Origin of the sequence: Hymenobacter montanus, from assembly GCF_014699115.1 — a bacterium.
Taxonomy (GTDB): Bacteria; Bacteroidota; Bacteroidia; order Cytophagales; family Hymenobacteraceae; genus Hymenobacter; species Hymenobacter montanus.
The window spans coordinates 48,418-74,880 of record NZ_JACXAD010000004.1 but is presented as its reverse complement, the minus strand read 5'-3'; the positions used below and the strand labels follow the sequence as shown (position 1 = coordinate 74,880).

General features: G+C 59.1%; 23 protein-coding genes and 1 pseudogene. 15 read left to right on the top strand and 9 right to left on the bottom strand.

Features of this window, described 5'->3' with window-relative positions; genetic code table 11:
* Nucleotides 1-139 precede the first annotated feature (139 nt).
* From ftsY to IC235_RS04550, 6 genes are all read right to left on the bottom strand, one after another.
* Complete coding sequence (ftsY, locus tag IC235_RS04575) at nt 140-1,111, bottom strand: signal recognition particle-docking protein FtsY (RefSeq protein WP_191004002.1); 972 nt, start codon at nt 1,109-1,111, stop codon at nt 140-142.
* Between the two features lie 171 nt (nt 1,112-1,282).
* Nucleotides 1,283-1,447: a DUF4295 domain-containing protein gene (locus tag IC235_RS04570; RefSeq protein ID WP_092676284.1), complete on the bottom strand. Its 165-nt coding sequence runs from the start codon at nt 1,445-1,447 to the stop codon at nt 1,283-1,285.
* Nucleotides 1,448-1,455: 8 nt separating this feature from the next.
* Nucleotides 1,456-1,638, bottom strand: coding sequence for a 50S ribosomal protein L33 (gene rpmG / locus IC235_RS04565; protein ID WP_046245291.1), 183 nt, complete (start codon nt 1,636-1,638; stop codon nt 1,456-1,458).
* A 268-nt stretch (nt 1,639-1,906) separates the two neighbouring features.
* Nucleotides 1,907-3,583, bottom strand: a complete 1,677-nt coding sequence (locus IC235_RS04560) for an aminopeptidase P N-terminal domain-containing protein (RefSeq protein ID WP_191004001.1) — start codon at nt 3,581-3,583, stop codon at nt 1,907-1,909.
* Between the two features lie 129 nt (nt 3,584-3,712).
* Nucleotides 3,713-3,952 carry a 50S ribosomal protein L28 gene (gene rpmB, locus IC235_RS04555; RefSeq protein WP_191004000.1) on the bottom strand — a complete coding sequence of 80 codons (240 nt, stop codon included), beginning with the start codon at nt 3,950-3,952 and terminating at the stop codon, nt 3,713-3,715.
* An 84-nt stretch (nt 3,953-4,036) separates the two neighbouring features.
* Nucleotides 4,037-4,219 (bottom strand): DUF5522 domain-containing protein, encoded by a 183-nt coding sequence (locus IC235_RS04550; RefSeq protein ID WP_191003999.1) that lies wholly within the window; start codon nt 4,217-4,219, stop codon nt 4,037-4,039.
* A 321-nt stretch (nt 4,220-4,540) separates the two neighbouring features.
* On the opposite strand from IC235_RS04550, the gene IC235_RS04545 reads away from it, so the two are divergent.
* The 5 genes from IC235_RS04545 to hemB all read left to right on the top strand — a co-directional run bounded on the left by IC235_RS04545 (nt 4,541) and on the right by hemB (nt 9,735).
* On the top strand, nt 4,541-5,386 hold the full coding sequence (locus tag IC235_RS04545) for a class I SAM-dependent methyltransferase (RefSeq protein WP_191003998.1): 846 nt from the start codon (nt 4,541-4,543) through the stop codon (nt 5,384-5,386).
* 184 nt (nt 5,387-5,570) lie between these two features.
* Nucleotides 5,571-6,821 carry an ornithine--oxo-acid transaminase gene (gene rocD, locus IC235_RS04540; RefSeq protein WP_191003997.1) on the top strand — a complete coding sequence of 417 codons (1,251 nt, stop codon included), beginning with the start codon at nt 5,571-5,573 and terminating at the stop codon, nt 6,819-6,821.
* A gap of 88 nt (nt 6,822-6,909) precedes the next feature.
* A complete protein-coding gene (locus IC235_RS04535; protein WP_191003996.1) occupies nt 6,910-8,049 on the top strand; it encodes an NAD(P)/FAD-dependent oxidoreductase in 1,140 nt (379 codons plus the stop codon).
* A 59-nt stretch (nt 8,050-8,108) separates the two neighbouring features.
* The gene (locus IC235_RS04530; RefSeq protein WP_191003995.1) at nt 8,109-8,642 is read left to right on the top strand and encodes a hypothetical protein; all 534 of its coding nucleotides are present in this window, start codon (nt 8,109-8,111) and stop codon (nt 8,640-8,642) included.
* Between the two features lie 106 nt (nt 8,643-8,748).
* Nucleotides 8,749-9,735, top strand: coding sequence for a porphobilinogen synthase (gene hemB, locus IC235_RS04525; protein WP_191003994.1), 987 nt, complete (start codon nt 8,749-8,751; stop codon nt 9,733-9,735).
* A 419-nt stretch (nt 9,736-10,154) separates the two neighbouring features.
* Here the strand turns inward: hemB and IC235_RS04520 are convergent, their stop codons facing one another.
* Together IC235_RS04520 and IC235_RS04515 are read right to left on the bottom strand one after the other, a co-directional pair.
* Nucleotides 10,155-10,748, bottom strand: coding sequence for a hypothetical protein (locus IC235_RS04520; protein WP_191003993.1), 594 nt, complete (start codon nt 10,746-10,748; stop codon nt 10,155-10,157).
* Nucleotides 10,749-10,915: 167 nt separating this feature from the next.
* Nucleotides 10,916-12,301, bottom strand: coding sequence for an APC family permease (locus tag IC235_RS04515; RefSeq protein ID WP_191003992.1), 1,386 nt, complete (start codon nt 12,299-12,301; stop codon nt 10,916-10,918).
* A 366-nt stretch (nt 12,302-12,667) separates the two neighbouring features.
* Here IC235_RS04515 and IC235_RS04510 point away from each other — a divergent pair, with 366 nt between their 5' ends.
* The 6 genes from IC235_RS04510 (at nt 12,668) to IC235_RS04485 (ending at nt 18,307) form a co-directional block, all read left to right on the top strand.
* Nucleotides 12,668-13,615, top strand: a complete 948-nt coding sequence (locus IC235_RS04510) for a cation diffusion facilitator family transporter (protein ID WP_191003991.1) — start codon at nt 12,668-12,670, stop codon at nt 13,613-13,615.
* 214 nt (nt 13,616-13,829) lie between these two features.
* Nucleotides 13,830-15,071 (top strand): amine oxidase, encoded by a 1,242-nt coding sequence (locus tag IC235_RS04505; protein ID WP_223847083.1) that lies wholly within the window; start codon nt 13,830-13,832, stop codon nt 15,069-15,071.
* Nucleotides 15,068-15,559, top strand: coding sequence for a methylated-DNA--[protein]-cysteine S-methyltransferase (locus IC235_RS04500; protein ID WP_191003990.1), 492 nt, complete (start codon nt 15,068-15,070; stop codon nt 15,557-15,559). Before IC235_RS04505 ends, IC235_RS04500 begins: the two co-directional genes overlap by 4 nt.
* A 33-nt stretch (nt 15,560-15,592) precedes the next feature.
* Complete coding sequence (locus IC235_RS04495) at nt 15,593-16,054, top strand: GNAT family N-acetyltransferase (RefSeq protein ID WP_191003989.1); 462 nt, start codon at nt 15,593-15,595, stop codon at nt 16,052-16,054.
* A gap of 674 nt (nt 16,055-16,728) precedes the next feature.
* Nucleotides 16,729-17,487, top strand: coding sequence for a tetratricopeptide repeat protein (locus tag IC235_RS04490; RefSeq protein WP_191003988.1), 759 nt, complete (start codon nt 16,729-16,731; stop codon nt 17,485-17,487).
* 79 nt (nt 17,488-17,566) lie between these two features.
* Complete coding sequence (locus IC235_RS04485) at nt 17,567-18,307, top strand: hypothetical protein (protein WP_191003987.1); 741 nt, start codon at nt 17,567-17,569, stop codon at nt 18,305-18,307.
* Between the two features lie 82 nt (nt 18,308-18,389).
* Here IC235_RS04485 and IC235_RS04480 read toward each other — a convergent pair whose 3' ends face one another.
* Complete coding sequence (locus tag IC235_RS04480) at nt 18,390-20,837, bottom strand: M4 family metallopeptidase (RefSeq protein WP_191003986.1); 2,448 nt, start codon at nt 20,835-20,837, stop codon at nt 18,390-18,392.
* 1,167 nt (nt 20,838-22,004) lie between these two features.
* On the opposite strand from IC235_RS04480, the gene IC235_RS04475 reads away from it, so the two are divergent.
* From IC235_RS04475 to IC235_RS04460, 4 genes and pseudogenes are all read left to right on the top strand, one after another.
* Nucleotides 22,005-23,189 (top strand): T9SS type A sorting domain-containing protein, encoded by a 1,185-nt coding sequence (locus IC235_RS04475; protein WP_191003985.1) that lies wholly within the window; start codon nt 22,005-22,007, stop codon nt 23,187-23,189.
* Between the two features lie 824 nt (nt 23,190-24,013).
* Nucleotides 24,014-24,484: pseudogene (locus IC235_RS22740) on the top strand (transposase).
* A gap of 99 nt (nt 24,485-24,583) precedes the next feature.
* On the top strand, nt 24,584-25,438 hold the full coding sequence (locus IC235_RS04465) for a T9SS type A sorting domain-containing protein (RefSeq protein WP_191003984.1): 855 nt from the start codon (nt 24,584-24,586) through the stop codon (nt 25,436-25,438).
* 419 nt (nt 25,439-25,857) lie between these two features.
* The gene (locus IC235_RS04460; RefSeq protein ID WP_191003983.1) at nt 25,858-26,430 is read left to right on the top strand and encodes a phosphatase PAP2-related protein; all 573 of its coding nucleotides are present in this window, start codon (nt 25,858-25,860) and stop codon (nt 26,428-26,430) included.
* Nucleotides 26,431-26,463 lie beyond the last annotated feature (33 nt).

The window sequence follows — 26,463 nt, the reverse complement described above, 5'->3', positions numbered from 1 at the left end:
GGTTACCCCAAACTTACTACGAAAGCTTGGCGCCCGGCCAAATGCCATGAAGCAGCTCGCGGGCGTGGCTGGCTCATCAGGCAGCCCGTTCGCAAGTTGGCCCGCGAGGCCCGGCCGGACGGGTTACTTTCGGCGGGGCCTACTTTTTAAAGAGCGAGTTAACGAAAGTATGCCGGTCGAACAGCTGCAGGTCGGTCATCTTCTCCCCTACCCCGATGTAGCGCACCGGAATGCTGAACTGGTCGGAAATACCGATGACCACGCCACCGCGCGCCGTGCCGTCGAGCTTGGTAACCGCCAGGGCCGTGACCTCGGTGGCTTTGGTGAACTCCTTGGCTTGCATAAAGGCATTCTGACCCGTGCTGCCGTCGAGCACCAGCAGCACCTCGTGGGGCGCATCGGGAATCACTTTCTGCATCACGCGCTTGATTTTGCTTAGCTCGTTCATCAGGTTCACCTTGTTGTGCAGACGGCCGGCCGTGTCGATGATGACCACATCGGCTCCCAGCTCCACGCCTTTGCGCACGGCATCGTAGGCCACGGAAGCCGGGTCGGTATTCATGCCGTGGCTTACCACGGGCACGCCCACCCGCTCGCCCCAGATGATGAGCTGGTCTACTGCCGCTGCCCGGAACGTATCCGCGGCCCCCAGCACTACCTTCTTGCCCGCGGCGTGGAAGCGGTGGGCCAGCTTGCCAATGGTAGTAGTTTTGCCGACGCCATTCACCCCGACCACCATAATCACGAAGGGCTGGCCGGAATTACCGGCCCGGTCCAGCATGGCCGTGGAGCCGGAGTTGTTGTCTTCCAGCAGAGCCACGATTTCCTCGCGCAGGATGCGGTCGAGCTCGGCGGTGCTCACGTACTTGTCGCGGGCTACCCGGGCTTCGATGCGGTCAATGACTTTCACCGTCGTTTCGATGCCCACGTCGGAATGCACCAGCAGCCCCTCCAGGTCGTCGAGCACGGCTTCGTCCACGGTGCTTTTACCCACCACGGCCTTGCTTAGCTGCTCAAAGAAGTTGGTTTTGGTCTTCGCCAGGCCCGCGTCGAGCGAGGCCTGCTGCGTCGTGCTTTCCTTGTCTTTCTTAAAAAAATCGAAGAGGCCCATGGGTAGCGCCGACCGGAAGTCGGAGAATCGTTGAACGGTCCGGTAGACATTGTCGGAGGGCCACCGTTCCGCCACCCTTCAACAATTTTCCACTGCAGAGTGGATTTATACTAACACGAAAAAAGTCCCACGGACGTGGGACTTTTCAGCTTTACTTACCTTACCAATAGCCTACTTGTTGCCGGTAGCCAGGTACTCCTGCACTTTCTCGAGCAGCACCATTTCCTCGCGGAAGGTGTAGGCCCCGGTCTTCTCCGACTTAACGGCGCGAATCACCTTTGCCCAGTTCTTGGCATTCTCGGTGGTTTTCAGCGTTGCTACTACTTTCTTAGCCATTGTTCAGGTTATTTAATTTCCTTGTGAACAGTCATTTTCTTGAGGATGGGGTTGAATTTCTTCAACTCAATGCGCTCGGGGGTGTTCTTGCGGTTCTTGGTGGTGATGTAGCGCGAGGTGCCCGGCATCCCCGAGTTTTTATGCTCGGTGCATTCCATGATAACCTGCACCCGGTTTCCTTTCTTGGCCATCTCGACGGGGGTGTGATTTTTAAATTTAGGACTGCAAATGTACGGCTATTTTTGGAAACGACCAAGAAAGCCCAAAGCCAACTTTCAGTTGGCGAAGCAGAACGCCGGCCTCATCGCTGACCCAATACCTTACTCATAGAACTTAGAATTTAGAGCTCAGAACTTAGAACCTAGAGCTGAAACATTGCTTTATTAGCCCCAAGCCGGCTCTTTGCTTCGATCTAAGTTCTCCGCTCTCGGTTCTAAGCTCTAAAAGCTCTTCTTAAGGTTACTTCAGCACCGGCAGCTGCCAGCTTTCCAGGGCGCTGGGTTCGGCCATGAGCTTTTCGATATCGGCCACGGTACGCGGAGCTTCGGCGGAGAGGTTTTCGTAGCCGGTGGGCGTAATCAGGACGTCGTCCTCGATGCGAACGCCGATGTTCCACCACATGGGGTCGCAGGGCGAACCGGCGGGGATGTAGATACCGGGCTCGACGGTAATAACGTTGCCGGCTTGCAGCGGGCCGTAGGTACCGCGGTCGTGCACGTCAAGGCCGAGGTAGTGGCTGGACCCGTGCGGGTAGTAACGCCGGAAATCCTCTTTTTTCTGGAGGATGCCGAGCTTTTGCAAGCCGGCGGCCACTACTTCCTGGGTGGCCTTGTTAGGCGCATCAAAGTCGGCCCCGGGCCGGCAGGCGGCGAAACCAGCTTCCTGAGCGGCCAGCACCAGCTCGTAGATCTGGCGCTGCGCGGGGCTGAACGTGCCCGAGGGCGGCGCCGTGCGCGTGACGTCGGCGGAGTAGCCGTGGTATTCGGCGCCGCAATCCATGAGCACAAGGTCGTTATCGAGGCGTTGGCGGTCGTTGGTTTCGTAGTGCAGGATGCAGCCGTTAGCCCCGCCGCCCACGATGCTGGGATAGCCCTGGAATTCGGCCCCGTAGCGGCGGTACACGTACTCGTGCAGGCCCTGAAGCTCCATTTCGCCCATATCCGGACGCATCAGCTTCAGTACCTCGCGCTGGCCCTGGGCGCTGATGCGGATGGCGCGGCGCAGCAAGGCTAGCTCCTCGGGTGTTTTCAGGGCCCGCAGCTCGTCGAGCTTTTCGCCCAGGGTCGCATCGTCGAGCCGACCGAGCGGATGCGCCTCAATGGCGGCTTTGCGGCCGGCATCGGTGGTGGCCGCCAGGAAATCCTTTAGCAAGCGTGAGTTTGCCAAGGCAGGGTTCTTTTTAATGGCTTCGGGGATGTAGCTAGCCGCCACCTTGCTGTCGCGGAGCCCGTAGCGGCGGGTCAGGTTTTCCGCTTCGGAAATTGCCGGGTTGTAATTGGCCGCCGTCAGGCCAGCCTGTTGCCGGAAAGTGGCCACCAAGCTGAATAAATCCGCGGGGTTGCTGGCGTCGTCGCGGGCGTCGGTGGGTAGGTTAGTAAACAATAGCTTGCCGAAACCGGCCCACTTGATCCCGGCCGCGGCAAAGTCCTGGTTATCGGCGGTGAACTGCAGGCCCAGCTGCGACTTAGCCCCGGCGGCACCCAGGCGGCGGCCGGTCCACTGCTCCTTCTTCGGGTCGTGGGGCCGCACGAACAGCGCCTCGGTAATGCCCGCCTGACCACCGACGACCTGCGGCTGCTTGAAGAGCAGCAGCACCGCGTCGGGCTCGTCGTAGCCGGTGAGGTAATACAGATCGGGGTTTTGGTGGTAAACGAAATTGACATCGTTGGCCCGGTTGCGCTCGGGGGCCGCGAACAGCACCGCCACGCTGCCGGCGGGCATTTGCTGCCGCAGGGCCTCGCGCCGGCTCTTGTGAAAGGCGGGAGAGAGAAAATCCGTTGGCCGGCCCGGAATGGCCATTGCGGCGGGGGTCGGTTTGCCTTCCATCTGGGCTCGGGCCGGGGCCAAACCCAGGCCGGCCAACAGCCCCAGCGACAGGCAGACTTTCAAAAACGACCCTGATGCTTTGGCTCTCATGCTCGGGGGTTGGTTAGGGATGAACGCGGAAAAGACCGAAGTTCCCACAAAGTATCACCCGCAGGCAATACGTTGCACGAACGTCGGTCTTTCCAACGAGCCCGGCCCCAAAAGAGCCGGCGTAATAATCTAGTAGGTAATAAAACCTTCCTGTTTGGCTTTCTTCAACACGGCCATGATGCCGTTCTTGTTGATGGTGCGGATGGTCGAGGTTGCGACTTTCAGGGTAACCCAGGCGTCCTGCTCGGGGATGTAGAAGCGCTTTTTCTGCAGGTTCGGATAGAACTTGCGCTTGGTCTTGTTGTTAGCGTGCGAAACGTTGTTACCAACGCGGGTACGCTTGCCGGTCAAATCACAAACACGGGCCATGATATCGGAGGGTTAAGAATTACAAAGCAGAGAAACGGGCCGCAAATATCGGCAAAAGTCTGGCATTCACCAAGCACCCGGCTCTTATTTCTGCTGGGATGCGTCTGGCTGGCCTGCTTGGGCCCGAAATTTCCATGGGCAGTGCCGACACCCGTTCCGGCAGCAGCTGCCCCGCCGCCGGTGGTACTGCTCGGTAAAGACGAGATAGCCCTCGGGCGTATAGTAAAAGTCGCCGGGCTGCAGCGGCTGGGGAGCGGAGGTAGGCATTGGCAACTCAAAGGTACAATTGGGGCCGCTACCAGTTTCCCCATGACAGCTTGGCTCTTATCATTTCTTACCAAGGTGTAAGCTCAGCGGTGCTGACACGCGTCGGTGAAGCGCGCCAGCAGCACTCTCAGCCAGGCTTCTCTGGACGATCTGAGAGCGGCCAAATTACTTTTGAAATCAATCTGGCTGTTGAAGCTTTATGATTTATATGCTACTGAGAAATTTCCTGGAGGGATGCGGCCCATTCCGATTTGGCAGTGAACCTGTAGCTTTGCTGACCGCCGGCAAAAATGACTGCCCGCGGCAACGCCATTCTGCTTTATGCTCAAAGAACTGTACCGGTTCGTTTCGCCAAAATTTCAGAACCTGTTTCTGGATTACAAAGTCACCTTCGAACCCCGCTACGGCCACGGTAAGCCTCCCCATCAGCCCCTCTACGACCTGATAAACCGGCATAGAGACACCTACCGGAGCCTACTTACGAACATATTGGCTTATCAATCAGAATTCGAGCGTATTAAGGACGCCAAATTTGAAACTGACCCCAATCAGCCCGCCTGGAACAATGCCTTCTTGCCGGGCCTCGATATCGTGGCTATCTACGGCCTGCTGGCACATTTCCGTCCGGAGCAGTACGTTGAAGTTGGCTCAGGCAATTCAACTAAAGTGGCTGCCAAAGCCATTCGGGAACAAGGGCTCTCTACTCAGATTACTTCAATTGATCCTTACCCGCGGGCTGAAATAGACCAACTGGCGCAACATATAGTGCGTAAGCCTTTCGAAAAGACTGATTTCTCGTTTTTGTACGGTCTCAAGGCGAACGACATTCTTTTTATTGACAATTCGCACCGAGTACTCCCTAACTCGGATGCCACTGTATTCTTTCTGGAGGTGCTACCCCGACTAGCTCCCGGCGTAATTGTACACATCCACGACATCTACCTGCCTTACGACTACCCGCAGTTCATGTGTGACCGGGCTTATTCGGAGCAGTACTTACTGGCAGCTTTCATTCTAGCGAATCCTGACAAGTACGAAACAATTTTGCCTAACTACTTCATCAGCCAGGATGCTGAACTAAGCGGCATTCTGAGTCCTCTGTGGCAGCAGCCAGCCTTGCAGGGGGTTGAAACCCACGGGGGCTCTTACTGGTTACGCGTGAACTGAACCGAGGGACGAGCCCGCGTGGGAGACTGCGGCCAGCCAGAGGGTGCGAAGAATTACTCGGGTTGCCATTGCCAGCCCAGGTTTTTGCGCTAGCTGGGGCGCTGGGGCTCCGGCACCTCCGACTAACGCCCCTCGAGCCGAAAACCCGTAATTTCACGCCCTCACCTCTGTTCCCACTGGCCTTATGAACACCTCCTCCCCTACCGCTACGAGTAGTCGCGCCGAGCAGCTAATGCAGCTCGAAGATCAGTACGGTGCGCACAACTACCATCCGCTACCCGTGGTGCTGAGCCGCGGCGAGGGCGTACACCTCTGGGATGTGGCGGGCAAGCACTATTACGACTTTCTGTCGGCCTACTCGGCCGTGAACCAGGGCCATTGCCACCCGCGCATTATTGCGGCGCTTACTCGGCAGGCCCAGCAGCTGACGCTCACCTCGCGGGCATTCTTCAACGACCAGCTGGGCGCGGCCGAAAAACAGCTGTGCGAGCTGTTTGGCTACGACAAAGCCCTACTGATGAACTCCGGGGCCGAAGCCGTCGAAACGGCCCTGAAGCTGGCCCGCAAGTGGGGTTACCAGGAAAAGGGCATTGCCCCTAACCAGGCCCGCACCATTGTGGCCGAGCACAATTTTCACGGCCGCACCACCGGCATCATCTCCTTTAGCACCGACCCCGACAGCACCGGCGGTTTCGGACCGTACATGCCCGGCTACCAGGTAGTGCCCTACGATGATTTGGAGTCCCTGGAAGCCGCCGTGCAGGACCCGCACGTTTGTGCATTTATGGTGGAGCCCATTCAGGGCGAAGCCGGGGTTGTGGTGCCCTCGGAAGGCTACCTGGCCAAGGCGCACGCCATTTGCCGGGCCCACCACGTGCTGTTTATCGTCGACGAGATTCAGACCGGCCTAGGCCGCACCGGCCAGTTGCTGGCCTCGTGCTACGAAGGCGTGCACGCCGACATTCTTATCCTGGGCAAGGCCCTGAGCGGCGGGGTGCTGCCGGTGTCGGCGGTGCTGGCCAACAATGAGGTGATGCTCACCATTCAACCCGGCCAGCACGGCTCAACCTTCGGCGGCAACCCCCTGGCCTGCGCGGTAATGCGCGCGGCCCTCGACGTGCTGCTCGACGAAAAGCTTATTCAGAACGCAGCCGTACTGGGTGAAGTATTCCGCAAGCGCATGCGCCAGGTGCAGGCCCAACGCCCCGAAGTAGTGGAGCTCGTGCGCGGCAAGGGCTTGCTCAACGCGGTGGTTATCCGCCCGCACGCCGATGGCCGCACGGCCTGGGACGTGTGCGTAACCCTGATGGAGCGTGGGGTGCTGGCTAAGCCCACGCACGGCGACATCATCCGCTTTGCGCCGCCCCTAGTGATTACCGAGGATCAGCTGCATGAGGCCTGCGACGTGATCGAGCAAGTTATTCTGGCGTTCTAAGCGCCAAGTCCCGCAAAGTTTTAAGGCTAAACTTCGCGAAGTTTGTCGGTATTAAACCTTGCCTTGGCGCAACTTAACGTTTAGAACTTTGCGGGACCTGGCGCTATCGTACTGGGAACACCAGTCTTTTTTCGGCCCCCACGACGTAGCCATAGTTGGCGCCGGGCTGGTGGGGCTCACGGCCGCGCTGTACGTAAAGCAGCGTCGGCCCGCCTGGCGCGTGGCGGTGCTGGAACGCGGCCCGCTGCCCAGCGGCGCCTCGACTAAAAATGCCGGCTTTGCCTGCTTTGGGTCGATTTCAGAGCTGCTGGAGCAGGAAAAGCGCGGCAACCTGCAAGCGGTGGTGGCGGCCCGCTGCGAAGGGTTAACCCGGCTGCGCGAGCTGGTCGGCGATGCGGAGCTGGACTACCAGCCGGTGGGCGGCTACGAGCTTTTTCGCCGCGAAGAAGCCGCGCTGGCCGCCGAATGCCGCGGGAAGCTAGCTTATTTCAACGCCCTGCTGGCGCCGGTGGTGGGCCGGGCCCGCACTTTCCGCGACGTTAGCGACGAGGTGGGCCGCTTTGGTTTCGGGGGTCTGGGGGCTCTGCTTAAGAACGAGTACGAAGGCAGCCTCGACGCCGGCCGCCTGATGCGCGCCCTGCTGGCCCGGACCTGGGCCGCCGATGTACTCGTACTCACCAGCTGCGGGGTAGAAGCGGTGGAAACTTCGGGAGCGGGCCACCGCCTGCACCTGACGAACGGCGCCAGCCTGGAAGCGGGCCGGGTGCTGGTGGCTACCAATGCCTTCGCCAACGAGCTACTGCCCGAGCTGGGGGTAACGCCCGGCCGCGGTCAGGTGCTGGTAACGGAGCCACTGCCCGACGTGGCCTTGCCCGGCACCTTTCACTACGACCGCGGCTATGCCTATTTCCGGCAGCTGGCCGACCACCGCCTCCTGCTGGGCGGCGGCCGCAACCTCGATTTCGCAGCCGAAGCAACCACGGCCCCTGGTCTCACCGAGCAGGTGCAGCATTACCTGGAAAACCTGTTGTACGAAGTGATAGTACCCGGCCAGCGCCCCCGCATCGACTATCGGTGGAGCGGGGTTATGGGGTTCGGACCGGCCCTGGCTCCGATTATCGAGTGGGTGCGACCGGGCCTGCTGGCGGCGGTGCGCTGCAATGGCATGGGCGTAGCGCTGGGCGCTGGCACCGGCTGGCGCGCGGCCGAGCTATTGGCGACCCGATAGCGGAAAGTAACCGAACTTCGTATCGCATAGTTTACGCTTCACTTTTTGATATTTTGAGTATGCACTTCGCCTTTTACACCCGTTGGCTTTGGCTAGGACTGCTGGCGGTAGCTTTTGTCGGCTCAATGAGTGGCTGCCAGAGCACCCGACCCAGCTTTTCGTTTCAGCCCGCCCCCCGGCGAGCCGCGCCCGCGGTTGATACAGGGGCAGTCCGGATCGAGCGGGCTCAAGTAGCCTCGGTACCGGTGGCCGAGCCGGCCGTTGCCGTTGCACCACGGTCCACTTTCCTTCGGCCGCGGGTACGGGTGCGGCGGCCCGTGTCCGCGCCCCAAGTGCTGGTAACGGATGCGTCCGTAGTTTCGAGCCCGGTGGTAAGGCCGGCCTCGACGCCTCGGCGGCGGCTTTGGGCCCGGCCCCAGGCCCCGGCTGAGGTGGGCTTGGGCACCACGGTTTTGGGCGTGCTGGGCCTGGTGACCCTGCCAATTGCGCTCGTCGGCCTGGCACTGAGCGGGGGTGGGCTGGTATGGGGCATTATAGCCGGGGCGGCAGCGCTGGCCGTACTGGTAGCCTACATCGACCCGTTTGGGGGATAACCCGGTTTGCGGGCAACCTTTGCGGCTTCGTGCTGCGTTGTCGTTGTACTAAACGCTTGTGCTAATTTCTTACGCGCCCGACCCAGGCCCGGCGCTACTTCTTAATATGCTCCCCATTCACCGCCCCCGCCGCAACCGCAAGTCTGAAGTTATCCGCGACCTGGTGCAGGAAACTCGCCTCACCACCCACGATTTTATTTTCCCGCTCTTCCTTATTGAAGGCCAGAATCAAACGTTGGAAGTGAAGTCCATGCCCGGCATCCACCGCTTCACGGCCGACCGGATTATCGACGAGGTCGGCCAATGCGTGGAGCTCGGCGTGAAAGCTTTCGCCCCCTTCCCTAGCATCAACGACGCGCTGAAAGACTGCCTGGCCCGCGAGTCGGCTAACCCCGAGGGCCTGTACCTGAAAACGGTGGCTGAAATCAAGCGGCAGTTTCCCGACATTGTGCTGATGACCGACGTGGCGATGGACCCCTACAGCAGCGACGGCCACGACGGCATCGTTGACGCCGAGTCCGGCGAAATCCTCAACGACGCTACCCTCGAAGTGCTCGGCCAAATGGCCCTGGCCCAGGCCCGGGCCGGGGCCGACATCATCGGCCCGAGCGACATGATGGACGGCCGCGTGGCCTGGATTCGGCGGGTGCTCGACGAGAACGCCTTTCAGCACGTGAGCATCATGAGCTACACCGCCAAATACGCTTCGGCCTTCTACGGGCCGTTCCGCGACGCTCTAGATTCGGCCCCGAAAAAAGGCGACAAGAAAAGCTACCAGATGAACCCCGCCAATAAACGTGAGGCCCTGCGCGAGCTGGCCCTCGACGAAGCCGAAGGGGCCGACATGGTGATGGTGAAGCCTGCCCTGAGCTACCTGGACGTGATTCATGCGGTGAAGGAACGCACTCACCTGCCCGTAACGGCCTACAACGTGAGCGGGGAGTACGCCATGGTAAAAGCCGCCGCCCAAAACGGCTGGCTCGACGGCGAGCGTACGATGCTGGAAGTGCTCACCAGCATTAAGCGCGCCGGGGCCGACGCCATCCTGACCTATTTCGCTAAAGAAGCGGCGGCCGTGCTGCGCCGCGGGTAACCCGCTTTCCAGCTTCTGAGCCGTAGCGCCTGGGTAATTTCAAAGCAGTTCTGTTATCAGGGTACCGGACCGACCGTAGCACCGTAGCGCGGACTATGTAGTCCGCGTCCTGAGACGAGTCGCTAGTGCGGCGCGGTGACGCGAACTACACCGTTCGCGCTACCGCCACGGTACACCTACTGCACTTTTGCCCGATTCCGGCGAGAACAGACTGCATGGATTGGTAATATTCTTTATTAAATATCTTACGCTCGTATAAATATTTATAAAATATGATAATTAGATATTCTTAATTAGTTTCTACCGTTGTTTTACTAACAAAGTCTATCCCTGATCAATGGCAAATATTTGATTAAAAAGTACCTCTAGGTAGATTAAAACGCACTTTCCAATTTAGCACCAGTTCTTCTGCTCCGAGATTAATACGCCGTCGCGAAGGCGGCCAATTCAGCCAGCTCACTGGCTATCCGTCTTTCCCACTCTTGCTGCTTATCCAGGAACAACCCATACTTGGTTTCATCAGCATACTGAATTATTCGCTGGCTGGCCGCCTCATGAGTAGCCCTGAATAACTCATTGACATCCGGCTTGCCGAAAAGGACTATCTTTTTGGCGGCGCCCCGAAGCTGTTGGCGGAGTCGTCGGGCCGCCACCTCATAGATATCCCATTCGGTTTGCAGGTATCGAAGCGCGGAAGCAGTTCTGAGCGTATCGCCCGATTCCAGATCCAGGTAGGAGCCGAGGCGGTAAAAATAGTTCTTAACCATATGGTTTGCATTCTTGCCCAGCAGCTCCATATTGCTCCCGTTCATTTCTAAGCCAAATTCCGCAAAGCTTTGGCTTAGATTGTTTTGGGGCCTTACCTTCAATTGAAAGTCACTGGCCCTTAAGCGCCGGGTAGGGCTCCAGAGCAGGTAGTCAGCCGACAAGGTTTTTACTGGCCGCCAAAATTGCGCGGAGCCCCCAAAACCAGAAAGCAGCAAAAACAAAAAGAATCCCCAGCGGATGATCATGACACTACGCTAAAAAATCACAAAATAAGATCCAGCCGATAGGGGAATTGCACCCCGTATGGTTTTGCGGATTGCGCAGCAACTGCCGGGTTTCTCCATTCAGCGACGTCCCCAAACGGGGTAGATATGGATTCAGGTTGTTTTGGAACCAGGTTTTCATTTCGGAGTTAGCCCAGCTTTTTCTCGAACGGCCACCGCCCCAGCCGACGACTCCACAGCAAGAACGCCCCTACCCCCAGCGTAATCACGGTGAGGCCGGAGAGCATGAACCGGGGGCCGGTGCTGTAGAAAATGAGCAGCCACACCGCAATGGCAATAAGCACGGGCAGTGGGTACAGCGGCATTTTGAACGGTAACGCGGCCGTACCGCGCCGGCGCCGCAGCAGCATCAGCCCCACCGCCTGCCCCACGAACTGGACCAGAATGCGCATGGCCAGAATAGCCGTGATTACCTCGCCCAGTCGGAAAAGTAAACTGAACACGAAGCCCACGCCCCCCAAAACCAGCAGCGACACGTGGGGGAAGTTTTTGGTGGGATGCAGCCGGCCGAAAAAGGGCAGAAACTCGCCATCGGCCGCCGCCGCGTAAGGAATGCGCGAATAGCCCAGCAGTACGGCAAACAAGGAGGCGAATGCCACCAGCAGCACCAGCGCGGTGGCCGCCTGGGCCGCCGCTACGCCGTAGAGCCGCTCCACGAACACGCTCACGATAAACTGCGACTTGTCGGCCACGGCGCCCGTTCCAGCCGCCTGCCACCCCTGCACTTCCTGCCAGGGAATGACCGTGCCTACGCTCCAGTTCAGTAGCAGGTACAGGGCCATGATGCCGAGAATGCTGAGGAAGATGCTGCGCGGAATTATGCGCTGGGGATTCACGATTTCGCCACCGAGGTGACACACGTTGTAGTACCCCAGGTAGGAATAGATGGTTTTGATGGCGGCTTGGCCCATGGCCGCCGAGAGCAGCACGCCCGGCAGAGCCGCCGCGCCGCCAGTGGGCAGCCACGCTACTTCATGGTGGGCGTGGGTGAGGCCCCCAACAATCAGCCAGCCCATCAACCCCAGTACGCCCATCCAGAGCAGCACCCCCAGCTTGCCAATGTCCTCGATGCGGCGATAGAGCAGAATTATCAGCAGCAGCACTACGGCGCCGGACACCAGCTTGGGCTGCCACCACTCCGTCATCGGCACGAGGTAGCCGAAGTACTGGGCAAAGCCAATGGCCCCCGAGGCCAGCACCAGCGGCGACTGCACCAGCGTCTGCCACACGTAGAGAAACGACATGAGCCGCCCCCACTTCTGCTCGCCGTAGGCCAGCTTGAGGAAGCGGTACGAGCCCCCGGCTTCGGGGTGCGCCGCGCCCAGCTCGCTCCAGATTAAGCCGTCGACCACCGCCAGGCCTGCCCCCACCAGCCAGGCCAGCAGAAAATTTGGCCCCATAAAGCCCATGACGAGCGGCAGCGTAACAAAGGGGCCAATGCCCACCATGTCAATCATATTAAGGGCAGTGGCTTGCACCAGGCCCAGGCGGCGCTGCAACGAAGGTTGGGACATAGGGCGAAAGTAGTACCCTGGCCGCAGTCTTACCGCGTATCTGCACCGAACTGCCGGTCCCGATCCTCGGGCACCGTGCCGGGGAACCGGAGCTAGGCACCAACCAACGCCGCCCGGCACCTGCTCCCCCTCTTCCAAGGCTTCGCCACAGTCGCTTCGCTCGTTTGGGGCCGTCTTCCATCCGCTCCATGTCCATACCGTCAGGCTCGCCCCTCCTGCGGCTTCGTGCCTGAAGCGAACCAGGGCCGTACCTAGTAGTGCCCGACCGGGTGCCACCCCACAAGGAATAGGTGAGGCGCCCGGGCCGCGCTAAGCTGATGGGCGCCACCGGCCAACGCCATCCCCTTAGGTTGCGTAAGCGTCCGCATGAGTTCAGCTGCTTCCTCTTCCAAATTTGCCATTTACGGGGCTATCGGGGCCAACATTGCCATTGCGATCAGCAAGTTTGTGGCGGCGTATTTCACCGGCTCGTCGGCCATGCTGTCGGAGGGCATTCACTCCCTAGTCGATAGCGGCAATGGATTCCTGATTTTATTGGGGGTGCACCAAAGCACCAAAGCGCCCGACAAGCGCCACCCGTTCGGCCGCAGCAAAGAGCTGTATTTCTGGGCCCTCATCGTGGCCATCCTGGTGTTTTCGGTAGGCGGCGGCATGTCGTTTTACGAGGGGGTCGAACACCTCAAGCACCCGGCTCCCATTACCGACCCCACCTGGAACTACTGGGTGCTGGGCCTCTCGCTGCTTTTCGAGGGAATCTCGTGCTTTCTCGCTTTGCAAGCGTTCAATGAGGACCGTGGCACCGAAGGCTTCTGGCAAACGCTACGCCGGAGTAAGGACCCGGCGGTGTTTGCCATTCTGCTCGAAGACATGGCCGCGCTGCTGGGCCTGGTCATTGCCCTGCTGGGCGTGTACTTCGGCCACCTGCTGAATAATCCTTATCTCGACGGGGCCGCCTCCATCGGCATCGGTACGCTGCTGGTGGGCGTCGCAGTTTTTCTCATCTACAAAACCAAGGGCCTGCTTATTGGCGTGGGCGTTGAAGAAGAAGTCCTCCTTGACCTTCAACGCATCGTGCAGGCGCACCCCTCCGTGCAGCACATGCGGGCCCCGCTGACCATGTACCTTGGGCCGGCCGATGTGATTCTGGCGCTTGACATCGAGTTCGCGAACCACCTGTCGGCGAATGAGGTCGAGCAGGCCGTGGACGAGCTGCAAAACGCCATCCGGGCCCGGCACCCCCAGTTTAAACGCATTTTTATTGAAGCCAAGGCCATAGACGAGAACGAGCGAGTGGAAAGCGCGGCCACCACTTAGCCACCCCAATCCGCACCCGCCCGGAAAAAAGCAGTTACTGACAAGGGCGAGCACCAATTGAATATTTTTACCCCGAAACACCTTGCGGCCTCGCCCCGGGCTAGCCCGGGGAGCGCTCGGGGTTAACCTTTCCCGGGTATAATCTGTACATAAGAACGTTGCCCAGCTGCTTCCTTGCGGCCGGGCAATTTTCATGAAGTGAAGTCTTTATCCGATGCCTGAATCAACTATTACTGACAATCCTTTTCGCTCATTCTGGTGGGGCGGCTACGAGTGCACCGACCAGCTGAACTGCTTCGGCCAGCGGGTCGATTTCCTGCCCCTTACTGGTCATTTGCAGCTTATCGACGAAGATTATGCGGCCTTGGACCAGTTCCAGATCCGCACCGTGCGGGAAGGAATTCGGTGGGCTCACATTGAGAAGGCCCCCTACCAATACGATTTCAGCACCGTAAAAACCATGCTCGACGCCGGCCAGCGCCATGGCTTGCAGCAGGTGTGGGACCTGTGCCACTTCGGCTTTCCCGACGACCTCACGCCGCTGCACCCCCTGTTTGCCCGGCGCTTTGCCGCCCTCTGCCGCGCCTTCGTGGACTTCTACCGCAGCCAGCGGCCCGAGGGCGTGCTCATCGTGACGCCCATCAACGAGGTGAGCTTTATTTCCTGGCTGGGCGGCGACGTGCGCGGCACCTCCCCCTACTGCCACCACCAGGGTTGGGACGTCAAGTACGGGCTGATGCGCGCCTACATCGAGGGCAGCTACGCCCTGCGCGAGGCCGACCCTGGTATTCGGCTGCTCACTACCGAGCCGCTCATCAACGTGGTGCCCCCGGCCAACGCCGGGCCCCAGCACCGCCGCGAGGCCCGCGACTCGCACCGCAACCAGTTCCAAGCCACCGACATGCTGTGTGGCCAGCTGTGCCCCGAGCTGGGCGGCGCGCCCGAACTACTGGACATCGTCGGCTTTAACTACTACTACGACAATCAGTGGCAGCTGCACCCCTACCGCAAGCTCGGCTGGAACGACCCGCGGCCCGACCCGAGCTGGGTGCCGCTGCACAAGCTTCTGCACAAGGCCTACCGCCGCTACGGCCGGCCCTTCGCCATCACCGAAACCAGCCACCCCGGCATTGACCGGCCGCTGTGGTGGCGCATGATCGGTGAAGAGTGCGCGCTGGTGCTGCGCCAGGGCCTGCCGCTGTGGGGCACCTGCCTCTACCCCATCATCGACCGCCCCGACTGGGACCACCTCGACCGCTGGCATCGGTCCGGCCTCTGGGATGCCGACTTAGGCCGGCCCGGCCCCGCCCGCGTGCTGCACCAGCCCAGCGCCGAAGCGCTGCACCAGGCCCAGGCGCTAGTGGCGGCGGCCAACCCGGCCCGGCGCACCCAAGGTATTAAAATCAACCCGGTGCAACCCCTGATTTCCCAAGCCGCGCCGGCTTTCAAGCTATGAGCACTACGGCTTATTTGGACTCCCCGCTGGGTACCCTGGCGCTTATCGGGTCCGAGGCGGGGCTGAGTGCCGTCAGCTTTAACGAAGGAGCCGGCCACTTGGCCACGCCCTCCCACGAGGTACCCGACTGCTTACGCGAGGCGCATCGGCAGCTGCGAGCCTATTTCGGCCGCGAGCTGCGCGATTTTGACTTAGTGTGCGCGCCCACGGGTGGCACCGGGTTTCAGCGGCAGGTTTGGGCCGCGCTGGGAAGCGTGGGCTACGGCCGGACGGCTTCGTATCTGGACGTGGCCAAGCTGCTGAACAATCCGCAGTCGGTGCGGGCCGTGGGGGCGGCCAACGGCCAGAACCCACTGGCCATTGTGTGGCCCTGCCACCGCATTATTGGGGCCGATGGCAGCCTGACGGGTTACGCCGGCGGCATGCACCGCAAAAAGTGGCTGCTGGAGTTTGAGCAGCCCACCCGGCAAGGCGCGCTGTTCGGATAAGTTTACCGCGGTAATCTGTTCCTCTATCACGCTATGAAGCAACTGCTGATTAGAAAAGCCACGCGGGCAGATCTGCCGATTCTACTAGAGTTCGAGCAAGCCATCATTGAAGTTGAGCGCCAATTTGACCCTACCCTGGCGCTGGCTAACGTGAGCTACTACGACCTCGCCGGCATGATTGACGCGCCCCTGGTGGAGTTGCTGGTAGCCGAAATCAACGGGGAAGTAATAGGCTCCGGCTATGCGCGGCTCGAAGAATCGAAGATATATTTAAAGCACCAACGCCACGCCTACCTGGGTTTCATGTACGTGGTTCCTAGCCAGCGTGGGCAGGGCGTGAATCAGCAAATAATAGCGGCCCTCAGCCGCTGGACAGTAGCCCGGAACGTGCATGAGCAGCGGTTAGACGTGTACCACGATAACCAGGCGGCTATCCGAGCCTACGAAAAAGCTGGCTTCCGCCGCCACCTAACGGAAATGCGCCGGGGCCTATGATACCCAGCCGGGCTACGCTGCCGCCGGCTTCAGCAGCCGATAAATTACGTTGGGCTGCTAATACAACTGGAGCACCATCAGAACATAGTGCCGGCCAGGGATGGCGATATAAAGCGCGCTGCCCAATAACCTTTACTCGGTCGCGAAAACGAGCTGAGCGCTAATACCGGAGTAACTGGTCGGCCTGGGCGTACTGCCGGCCCTTTACCACAGTGGCCGGTTGGAGATACCCCTGATGGCTGCTGCCCTTTGGCAGCTTTTTACCCCCTTTTAACTTGGCTACTGGAGCAAACCTATCTTCCCCAAAGTCAGGTAAGTTTCGCTGCGACGAGGGGCGCCGAGACAGCTACGTACGCAAGATCTTCGCTACGGCGGCTGGGGCACGATGACGTATTGGGCGGCTATCACGATTACTATAGCGGCCAATATAGCCGCCGGCATCAACCAGAGAAAACGACGCATAGCATACAATCAACAACAGAGCGTTCCAACGACCATCGGCCGCCACGCGCCCCACTTATGACCTATGCCCCTGACCGCTGCAGTTTGCCCCGGCCGGGAGTCGTAACCGGGTCTCCGGCTTGGCAGCCCGGGCTTTATCTTTGTCAGCAACTGTGTTCCGCCTTTTTAGTAAGGTGTTTCATTTGTCTGATCCTTTATTTCGCCCCCTGTTAATGCCCACTTTGCTCAAAACCATTTTGCAGTCAGTGGCTGCGCTGTCGCTGGGGCTGTGCCTGGCTCTTCCCGCGCAAGCCCAACGCAAGGGTCGCCCCGGTACCGTGGCCAACGCCGATGGTAGCCTGGGCGCGCCAGTTCCGCCGCGCCCCGCCCGCTTGCAGCCCTTGTTTGGCGGCCTCACTCCGACCCAGGCCACCCAGGTTATCGGGGAGGCTCAGCTTAAGGCCATTGCGGCTAGCTTTACCTCGCCAGCGGAAGCCAGTGCCTTCTTTACCACCAAAGGCTTCGAGTACCTGCGCGAGAACCAGCCCGACACCGCCACCTACCGCTTCAATCTGGCCTGGCTGCTCAACCCGCAAAACGCGGACGCTTACCGCGGCTTAGGCATCATCGCCAGCACCCAGCCCACTGCTGATGCCGCCATTGCCCTGCTCACCAAAGGCCTGGCCTTAGCGCCCACGAATCCCTTGCTCATGAGCGACCTGGGAGCCAGCTACCTCATTCGCTACAACACCGCCAAAAAGAAGAAGGACTTGGCCGCGGCCCTGGACTTGCTGCAACGGGCTACCACCGCCGACCCCACGAATGCCGTGGCCTGGCAGCAGCTGGCCCGGGGCCGGTACTACCAGGAGAAGTACCCCGAAGCGTGGGCAGCCGTGCACAAAGGTCAGTCTCAGAGTGTCACCAGCCTCGACTTCGAGCTCATCAGCGACCTGCTGGCCAAACTGCCCGACCCCCAAGGCACCTTTAAATAAGGCCCGCGAACCCGACGGATTTCGGCGCTTTGTGCCTGGAAGGCCGTATAAGCGGTTTTCTTCTTTTTAGCTGGACAGTATGTGTTTTCGTGCGTTAATCTTTGGAGCCGGGTTATTTACCACCGCCGTAGTTGCTATCCAACCGGCCCAGGCGCAGCACCGAAATCAGTTGCGCCACTATAATAGCCAGGGCCGCCCGTACTATCGCGGGTCGTTGCACCTCACACTAGGCGGCGGCACCACTTTTTATAACGGCGACCTCGGCAATAACCCCGGCGACAATTTTCTGGGGCCGGCGGTTAGCCTGGGCGTACTTTACCGCCTCACCACGCACCTGCACATCGGCAGCGAGTTTTCGTATTTTGAGATGGGAGCCCGCGATAAGGCCCCGGACCGTGGCTTGGCTTTCGTCAGCCAAAATGGCCTGGGTACGGTTTTCTTTCGCTTCGATCTACTACCCGACGAATCTATTTACGCCGCTTCCGCGGCGGAGCCGCCCAGGCTGCAGGTGTTTGTCCAGGGCGGAGCCGGGCTGTTGCTTTACAGTCCGAAATCGTATTTCGGCAAGGAGCCGGCTACTCCTAACACCTCTTTCCTAGAACCTGAGCGCAACGATTACCCGGCCCTGGCCGGCGCCGTTCCGGTGGGGGGAGGGTTCAACATCCGCTTCAGCAACCAGCTGCGGGCCGGCCTGGAGGCCAACTATTACCTCACCACCACCGACCAGCTGGACGACATCAACGTCCGCCTCGGCGGAGCCTCCCTTGGCAACGACGGTTTCGTCACCGCAATCCTGAAGCTCGATTACTCACTCAAGTAGCACTCCCTCACCCTTGAAACCGAAAAGGCCCGTCAGCAATACTGACGGGCCTTTTTTATGGGCTTACGGCATCGGCCTCAAGCTACTCCTTTACAAAGCGCTGGTGGAACACTTTCTGCCCGTCGCTTACGGTCAGCGTGTACATGCCCTTGGCTAAACCACCGATGGTTAGCGTGCCGTGGCTGTAGGTAGCACCCTCCACGCGAACGCCGCGAATGTCGGTCAGCGCCACGCTGGTGGCTTCGGCGTTGCCGGGCAGCACGAGGCGAATGGCTTCAGTGGCCGGGTTCGGGTACACTTCCAGGGTCCGGGCCAGCTCATTGCCCAGGGGCGTATCGCCGCTCGTCAGCGTGGCGGGGCCGGTAAGGGCGCCGCCGGTAATGTTCAGCGTGTAGTCCTCGGTTTCGCCGTAGCTGTAGCTGCCGCAGCTGGTGGTCCCGCTGGCGTCGCTCATCACCACCCGCAGGCGGGTAGGACCGGACTTGGCCGTGCTCGGCACCGTGAAGCTGCCGCTGAGCGTGGCCGAGCTGGAGCTGCTGCCGCTCAACACCAATTCGCCGGTGTCGGTGAACACGCCGTTCTGGTTGTAGTCGATGTAGATTTTCCAGTATTCGGTGTACGCCGTGCTAGCGAAACCAGCGGAGAAGCGAATAGTCTGGGCCGAACCGGCGGCCACGCTCGTGCTGCTGGCCGTACCATCGTAGTAACCGGCGTCTTTGCTGGAGGTGCGATTGATGGAACCGAGGTTCACGAGATCAATCCATTCGTAAGCCTGGCTACCTCCTTTGGTAGTGCAGTACGTGATTCCTCCGGTGGGCGGAGGCGTGGTGCCGCCGCTATAAGCTGCCCCGACCCCCACGGCGTACCAGGCATTCGTCACCGCAATCACTTGGTCCGAGCCAGCCCCGTACAGGTCGGTGGCGGCTTGAATGGCGAACGAGCGAGCCTGCGCGTAAGTTGAGGAAGACACCATGTACACGCTTTCCATGCGGTAGGTAATTTTAGCCGCGGCATCGAGACCTACTCCGGTTACGCTGTAGGCATTGCCGCCTTCATTGGTACCCGATTTGCCCACCGCCAGGATGTAGTACCAGTGGTTGAGCACGCCTGAGTTAGTGTGCACGCCGCCGTTGTCGGCGGTGCCGGTGTACCAGTACTGGCCCCGGTAGTAAGCCGGCTGGCCCAAGGACTTAGGGTCGCTCATTGAGCGCAGAGCGGCTTGCTGCTTGTCGATTTCCTCACCAATCAGCCAGGTCGACTTCGCCTTCACGCCCCCCGAAACAACGCCCAGCGTGGCCACCGAGTAGGCCTCAATCGAAGCCCCCCAGATGTCAGAAAGCCCTTCGTTCATGGCGCCGGACTCGTTGGAGTAGGTAAGATTAGCCGTTCTCTCGCACACGGCGTGGCCAATTTCGTGCCCGCACACGTCCAGGGCCGTCAGCGGGCGGAAGCGCGTGGCCCCGTCGCCGTAGGTCATTACCGAGCCGTTCCAATAAGCGTTTTCGTAGCCCGCGGCGGTACTCGGCGTGTCGTCGAAATGCACGTAGCTTTTGATTTTAGCTCCGGCGTTGTCGTAGCTATTGCGGCCGTGCACGTTTTTCCAGTAGTCGTAGGTGCACTGCGCTCCGATGTGGGCATCGCCGGCTACGTTATCGAAGTTGGCATTGTTGTACTCAGCCGACGTCCAGTTGTTATCGCCGTCGATAAAGTCGACGGCGGCAGTGTAGCTGTTGCCTTTTCGGCAATTGTACGTTTCGATGCCTTGCCCGCGGGTAGTACCCTCGCGGAGAGAATAGCCGCCCGTGGCGGTGCCGTTGTTGAACGTGCGCGAGCCACTGTAAGCCGTCGCAAACGTACCCGTAGCCGCGGCATGCTTGATAATGGCATCCGTCATTACTACTTCACCGGTACGAGCGTCTACGTAAAGGTAGGCGCGGCTAATGGGCTGCGCAGCGTATATGTTGAACTTCCACGCCAGTACTAACCGACCTGCTTCGGCGCTTTTACGGTTGTCGCGCACCACGACCAGCTCACCCGTGGGGCGGAAGGAATCGGCATCGGCTTCATCGGTCTGCCACATGTACTTGCGGGCTCCTACGTGGGCCAAAGCCCGCTTCAGGGCGGCTTCCTCGCTCAGCGATGGGGTGACGGTCAAGTCCGCAATCCGCTCAAAATCGCCGCTGATGCTTTCAATGACGTCGCCCTTAGCGTGCACCGTGTAGTCCGCGTGCTCTACCCGGACGCCTTTGTAGTACTGCGCGAATTTCTGGTGAGTGAAGCCGAGCTGATCGGTTTCGATGGTACGCCGTACCATTTGGTCGGCGCTGGTAAGGCCCAGCTGCTGGCGTAGCAGCTGAGCAGGATCGGCCCCGCGGTAGGCCATTTTCCCTTGAGCGTTGAACTGCACCAGCACCGGCTGACTGTCTTCGCCTAATACTTTGGTTTGAATACGGAGCACATCCTGAGCTTGAGCGGTAGTACCCCAGGTGCCGAGCATCAGCAATGCCACAGCATAGTATTGTTTTTTCATGTTGATGAATATTGGTAGATTATGGGATTGGTCTTGGAGCGATTAACTGATCCTCACCAAACTTTGCGCAACATAAATGTTTTTATTGCTTTCACCACCTTATTTTGAAAATATGGTTAAAAATGCCCGAATTTTATACCACTACCCCATTGAACCCACCCCTCCTTCCATTTAAAAGTATTCCTTTAAATGTGACTTAAAAAAGAGTTGATTTTTGCTGGTACTTATTGGCCTCAGAAAGACACGTATATCGCTAATTATTCTAGCAAACCCGAGTTGCGGACTAGCCGCATCACGGTCGTACCCGGTAGGGCGGGAGGTTGGTAGAGAATGGTACCCCGGACCAAATGAAAGCCGCGGCGCGGCGACAGGCCAAGGCCAACAGCCGAATGGGTCACCGCGCCGCGGCTCGCAACCACTAAGCCTCTTTAAGTACTACCAACCCACCGCCGCTAGAAGGCCATTTCGCAGCTTGAGATAGCTATAATAGTAAAATTACCTCGCCAAAAGATTGTCTGATGAGCACAAGCTGGTTTAGGCAACTACTCAAGGGCTAGACCGGGCTTCACAGGTAGGGGGCTAGCTGCAACTCTCTGGTCGGCGGAGCTGGTTAGCTAGCGCTCTCTTCTACTGCTCCCCGCCAGGACTAATCCATCATTCAACTCGTGTTGCATTTTTGTTAATTCAACAATATAATAGCAATTTGCAAATGTTGAGCGGTAATTTTGGGGCTGCTTTGTACCGCCTGACCCCATTGCCCATGATCAATATTTACCCTCGGTGCGACTGCGCCGTCAACTTCCATAGCCTCCTAGCCTCGACCAGAATCTGACGGTGGGCAACCCTACCGAGACCCGTGGCTGCCCTGCGCCAGCCTACTGTTATCACCCGGCGAAGCCTTGGTGTACGCACACCAGGGTACCAACGATATAAGCCGTGGAAGGGGCCACGACCCGCAGCATCGCAATCGACACACGCAACAAAAAAAGCAGGACCCAGGGCTGGAGCCTGTACCGCCCCAACGGGCGGCCATCGGAGCCACGACTAGCATTGACAGGCTCTCAACTCTGCTGGTGGCGGTGCGGAGCATGGTGGTAAGCAAACTTGATAACCGCCCACCAGATAAGCGGCCCAGCCTGTTTCCCTCACCGTATTTCCGACTAACTCATGTTGTCATCTTCTTTCATTTCTTGCTTACGCCTGCTTACGTCGCTGCTGCTCATCAGTAGCTTTCGGTTGGAAGTGGCCCGCGCCCAGACCCCGTACCCGCTAACCTCCGGCCTCTACTCGGAAGACTTTAGCTCCATCGGCACTTGGACTACTAACTTTGGTGGCCCGACCCAGGCCACCCGCTATAGTGCCGCCTCGCCAGTGAGCGGAACGGGCCAGCCTACCCAGAATAGTGTTTTTGCCACTGGTTTCAGCGGCGGGGTGCAGCGGGGCACCCAGACCATCGTGCTGCTGGCCACCGGTACCAACGATGGGGGCAACGCCGCCGCGTTCGACCTGAACCTGAACTTTACGGGCACTACTGCCGGCACGATCTCCCTGGCCTGGGCGTCCGTCAACAATCAGACCGGCAACCGTCAGGCCACCTTTAAGCTTCAAACCAATACCGGCGCCGCAGGTACCTTTGTCGACCTGCCAGGCTCCGCCGTAGTAGTGGTGAACGGAACACCATCCACCGGCCAACTGACCAACCTGAGTCTGCCGGCAGCCTTTGACAACATGGCTAACGCTAAAATCCGGTTCTTCCTGGTGACCTCCTCCGGTGGCACTTTCGGCTCGCGCCCCAGAATTAGCCTGGATAACGTGGAAGTAAAAGCCTCTTCCGTGCCCTTGCCCATCACGCTTGTGAGCTTTACCGCGAAGGCCATTGGCCGCGATGCGCAGCTCACGTGGCGCACAGCGCAGGAAGTCAACAACCGGGCATTTGTGGTGGAGCGCTCCCTGGATGGTCATACCTTCTCGGCTGCCCATACCATAGCCGGACGAGGTACCTCGAGCGCAGAGCACACTTACGCCCACACCGACCTGGGAGCCTTGGACGTGGATCGGACGGTCTACTATCGCCTCCAGCAAGTCGATACGGATGGCAGCGCGCACTACTCACCAATAGTGGCCATAAGGTCAGCGGCCGGGGTGTCAGCGGCCTTCTATCTTCTTCCCAATCCGGCTCGTGGGCAAGTGCAGCTTATTGGGGCCCTCTCCCCTACGCTGCAGTTGCTGGATCTGACGGGGCGAGTGCTACGCACGCAGGCTAGCACCCAACCGGTGGCGTTGACCGGCCTGAACCCCGGTATATACCTCGTGCATTGCGGCAGCCATAGCGCCCGCCTGCAAGTAGAATAGGATAAGAACAGCTAAGCGCTCATGGTTACTAGGGGGTGTGGCGAGTAGGCTGTTCGGTCATGCTGAGCTTATCGGAGCATGTGAACTGAATCGTGAAGACGGCTTCAACGTCCTGGGTCCAACACTTCCACAAACGGCAGTACAAGGATCCGGATGCATTATCCGCGCACCTAACAGGGCGTTAATTCTTGAACTTGATGGGTGGATGGTACCCCAAGACGTAGCGGCGTTGGGTGAAAGGAGATAGTGAGTCAGCAGGTGGTTTACAGGGCTAGTGGAGCCACTACTATGCTGTAGCTAAAATCCATACTACCAGGCTCTTCTTGGTTAAACCGTAACACACGCTCTTTGGGAGCTGATTTTTTGCGAATCGGGCAGCTTTATTGCCGTAGGGAAGAAGAGAGAACTCTGAAATGGGCTGGCAGCACTTTACCCGCCAGTCTACCCGGAAAATGGATGCCGGGCGCGGCCATCGGCGGGCTGAGCGCTGGGTAGCTGCGGGGGCGGCGGTACTCGCTTAGAGCCTGTTATGCACCTGTACCGAAATTTGGGGCATGGCAGCTATCGGTTCCTACCCCAGTGATGTTAAAGCAAAGAATGGGTTTGTAGCGCCCTATTGGGCCCTGATGCGGGAAGAAGTTCCGCAACGGGAATACCTCTTGCGGGCCTTCTGCAACGCCTTGCGCTACGTGGCACACACGGGGCGCCCCTTAGCGCTACCTGCCGCATGACCTGCCGCCTTAGTCAGCCGTCTACCAGCAGTGGACGCGCTGGCGGGATGCGCGCGTATTTGAATCCATTGTGCACGATTTGAACGCGTTGCAGTGTGTGCTACTGGGAAGGTCTGCAAGTCCGAGAGCGGGCACCGGGCCGGCTACGACAGGGCCAAGAAGCGTACCAGCCGCCAAGCCCGCATCGCCGTGGATACGCTCGGCCAGCTCTTACGCGTGGTCATCTCCCCGGCCAACGAACAGCAACGCGCACAGGGGGACACGTGTGCCGCCGGGTGCAGGAAGTGAGCGGGCAAACCGTCCAGGTGGGCTTCGTGGACTCGAGCGATACCGGCGGGGATGCAGTATATGCGGCAGTGGCACACGATATTGCCTGGCAGGTTATTAAGTCAAACCGGCTTCGTCTTTTTGCCGCGTCGCTGGGTCGTGGAGCGCAGCTTTGCGTGGCTCAGCCGGTTCCGGCGATTGGGACGGGATTATGAGCGGCTCAGTACCACGCTCCAACACCTGCATTTTGTTGTCTTTGCGTGCATCATGCGCGCCAGACATGCCGCAAGTGCATAATAGGCTCTAAGAGAAGCCCCTGAAAAGCAACTTAGCAGGTGACCTTTATTGTGGTCAGGGATAAATGACAGGTTTTACGTACACCCTGCTCTTTATTTCATGTTTCGCTCCATCATTTGCCTACTTATGCTAGCCGTGATTTGCAGTAGCTGCGATGAGCTAAGCTGCGATGGGCTAAGGCCTCCCATCGCCTTCAGCTCCCCTCCTAACGGCAAGGCAGAAAATTTGCAACAGATTCTCGGTTCGCAACTCACGCTCACTTCGGAACGGGATACGCAACACGTCTGGGTGCATTTCGATCCTCATACGCAGTTAAATCTGCTGGCAGCGGCCGAAACTGGCGATACGCTGTTGCTGGCCCGGGTCGTTCGACATCACCGACTTTTTTACTTCATTGAATCGGCTAGTGATTCAAGCTACGCGGTCCATGCTGTGCGTATCCGCAAGCGCTTTGTGCAAGGGCTAAACACTAATTGGCAGCAAATGATCTATCTGGACAACGCCACCAAGAGAGGCCATTATGGGGACCTGATTCAATCGCGCGATCTGGAACGCGGCAGCCAGTTGTTACGCTTTGACCTAAAATCACTACACCCCTTTTTTCGCACTGTCTTAGATAGCTTACCTCGTTATTCCATAACTCATCCCGAGGTAGTATCCCCCGTGCAGCAGCCGAGCCGCCACGTAACGATTTCCGAAACGTCGGCTTCAACTGGACCGCTCAGCATGTACCCAAACCCCGCAACGGACCAGGTCACCCTTTCTTTTGCGACGACGGGCCGGTGGACCGCCCAACTATTTTCTCCGGATGGCCAATTAGTACAGACTCAACAAGTACAAACCTCCTCCGTGGTTCTTCCACTCACTCAGTTACCGCCAGGAAACTACTTAGTAAAGCTGACAGCGGATGGCAAAGGGTATATCACCACGAAACATCTACTCGTGCAACGCTGACGCTAAGAAAGGTCGGTGACTACGAACACGATAACACAGGATACTCCGAAGCGGGCGGGCTAGTCCGCACCACGCTAGGCCGTAATTTGGACAGGGCCCGGAAGTAGGTTTGGCAAGTAGTCGCGAACGCCGGCATGCCGTCTTTGGAGAGGGAGCGTAGCGCGGTGCCGTTCGGCCAGCCAGCAATGTTACGGCAATGTCAACAATTAGCGGGTTAGTGTTCAGTATGTGACGTATTTTTGGGCGCTGGATTACTGCTTTTTTAATAATGGCTTAAGCGTTCCGCCTTTGTGGCTACTTTTTCATCCCCCCCTTCCCACCCCCGACCCATTATCGAACCGCAGGCAGTTGGCTTAGAGTCCCAGAGCTGGGTGGAAGCGTGGGCCCAGTTGAATTTTCGGCTTCGTCTGGGGTTAGTCATGGCTTTCGTGCTGGTTTTGGTGCTGGTAGTACCGCACTTCTACCAGTTCATTCAGTCGCGCCCGGGCCAACAGCTCGCCGACCCGCTGCTGGCCCTGCTGCCGATACGTGATGTATCGTCCCCCACGTTTGCCCTGATTTATGGTAGTTCCGTTGCTACCATCGCTTTTTTGCTTCCCCGGCCGCAATTGCTGCTGCGAGGCTTATGGGCGTATTTCTTTTTGCAAGTATTACGCATGCTCACGCTGTGGCTGGTGCCCCTGGATCCTCCCACCGAGCTGGTTGTTTTGCACGACCCGATGATGGACCACCTCTTTGGCGTAACCACCCAACCCATAGTTCGTGATTTATTTTTTTCGGGGCACACTGCCACCATGACGCTACTGGCGCTGGTAGTGCGCGGGCCCTGGTGGCGATGGGGCCTGGCTCTGATGACGGCTGCCGTCGGCACACTGGTCTTGGTGCAGCGGGTGCATTATTCCTACGATGTACTGGCGGCCCCATTTTTTGCGTGGTTGGCTTACTGGATTGCGGGACAGGTTACCAAGCCAGTAAGGGAGTCAGGCGAGTAAGCCCGCTCGTCGCAGCCAGCAAAGTGAAGCTGC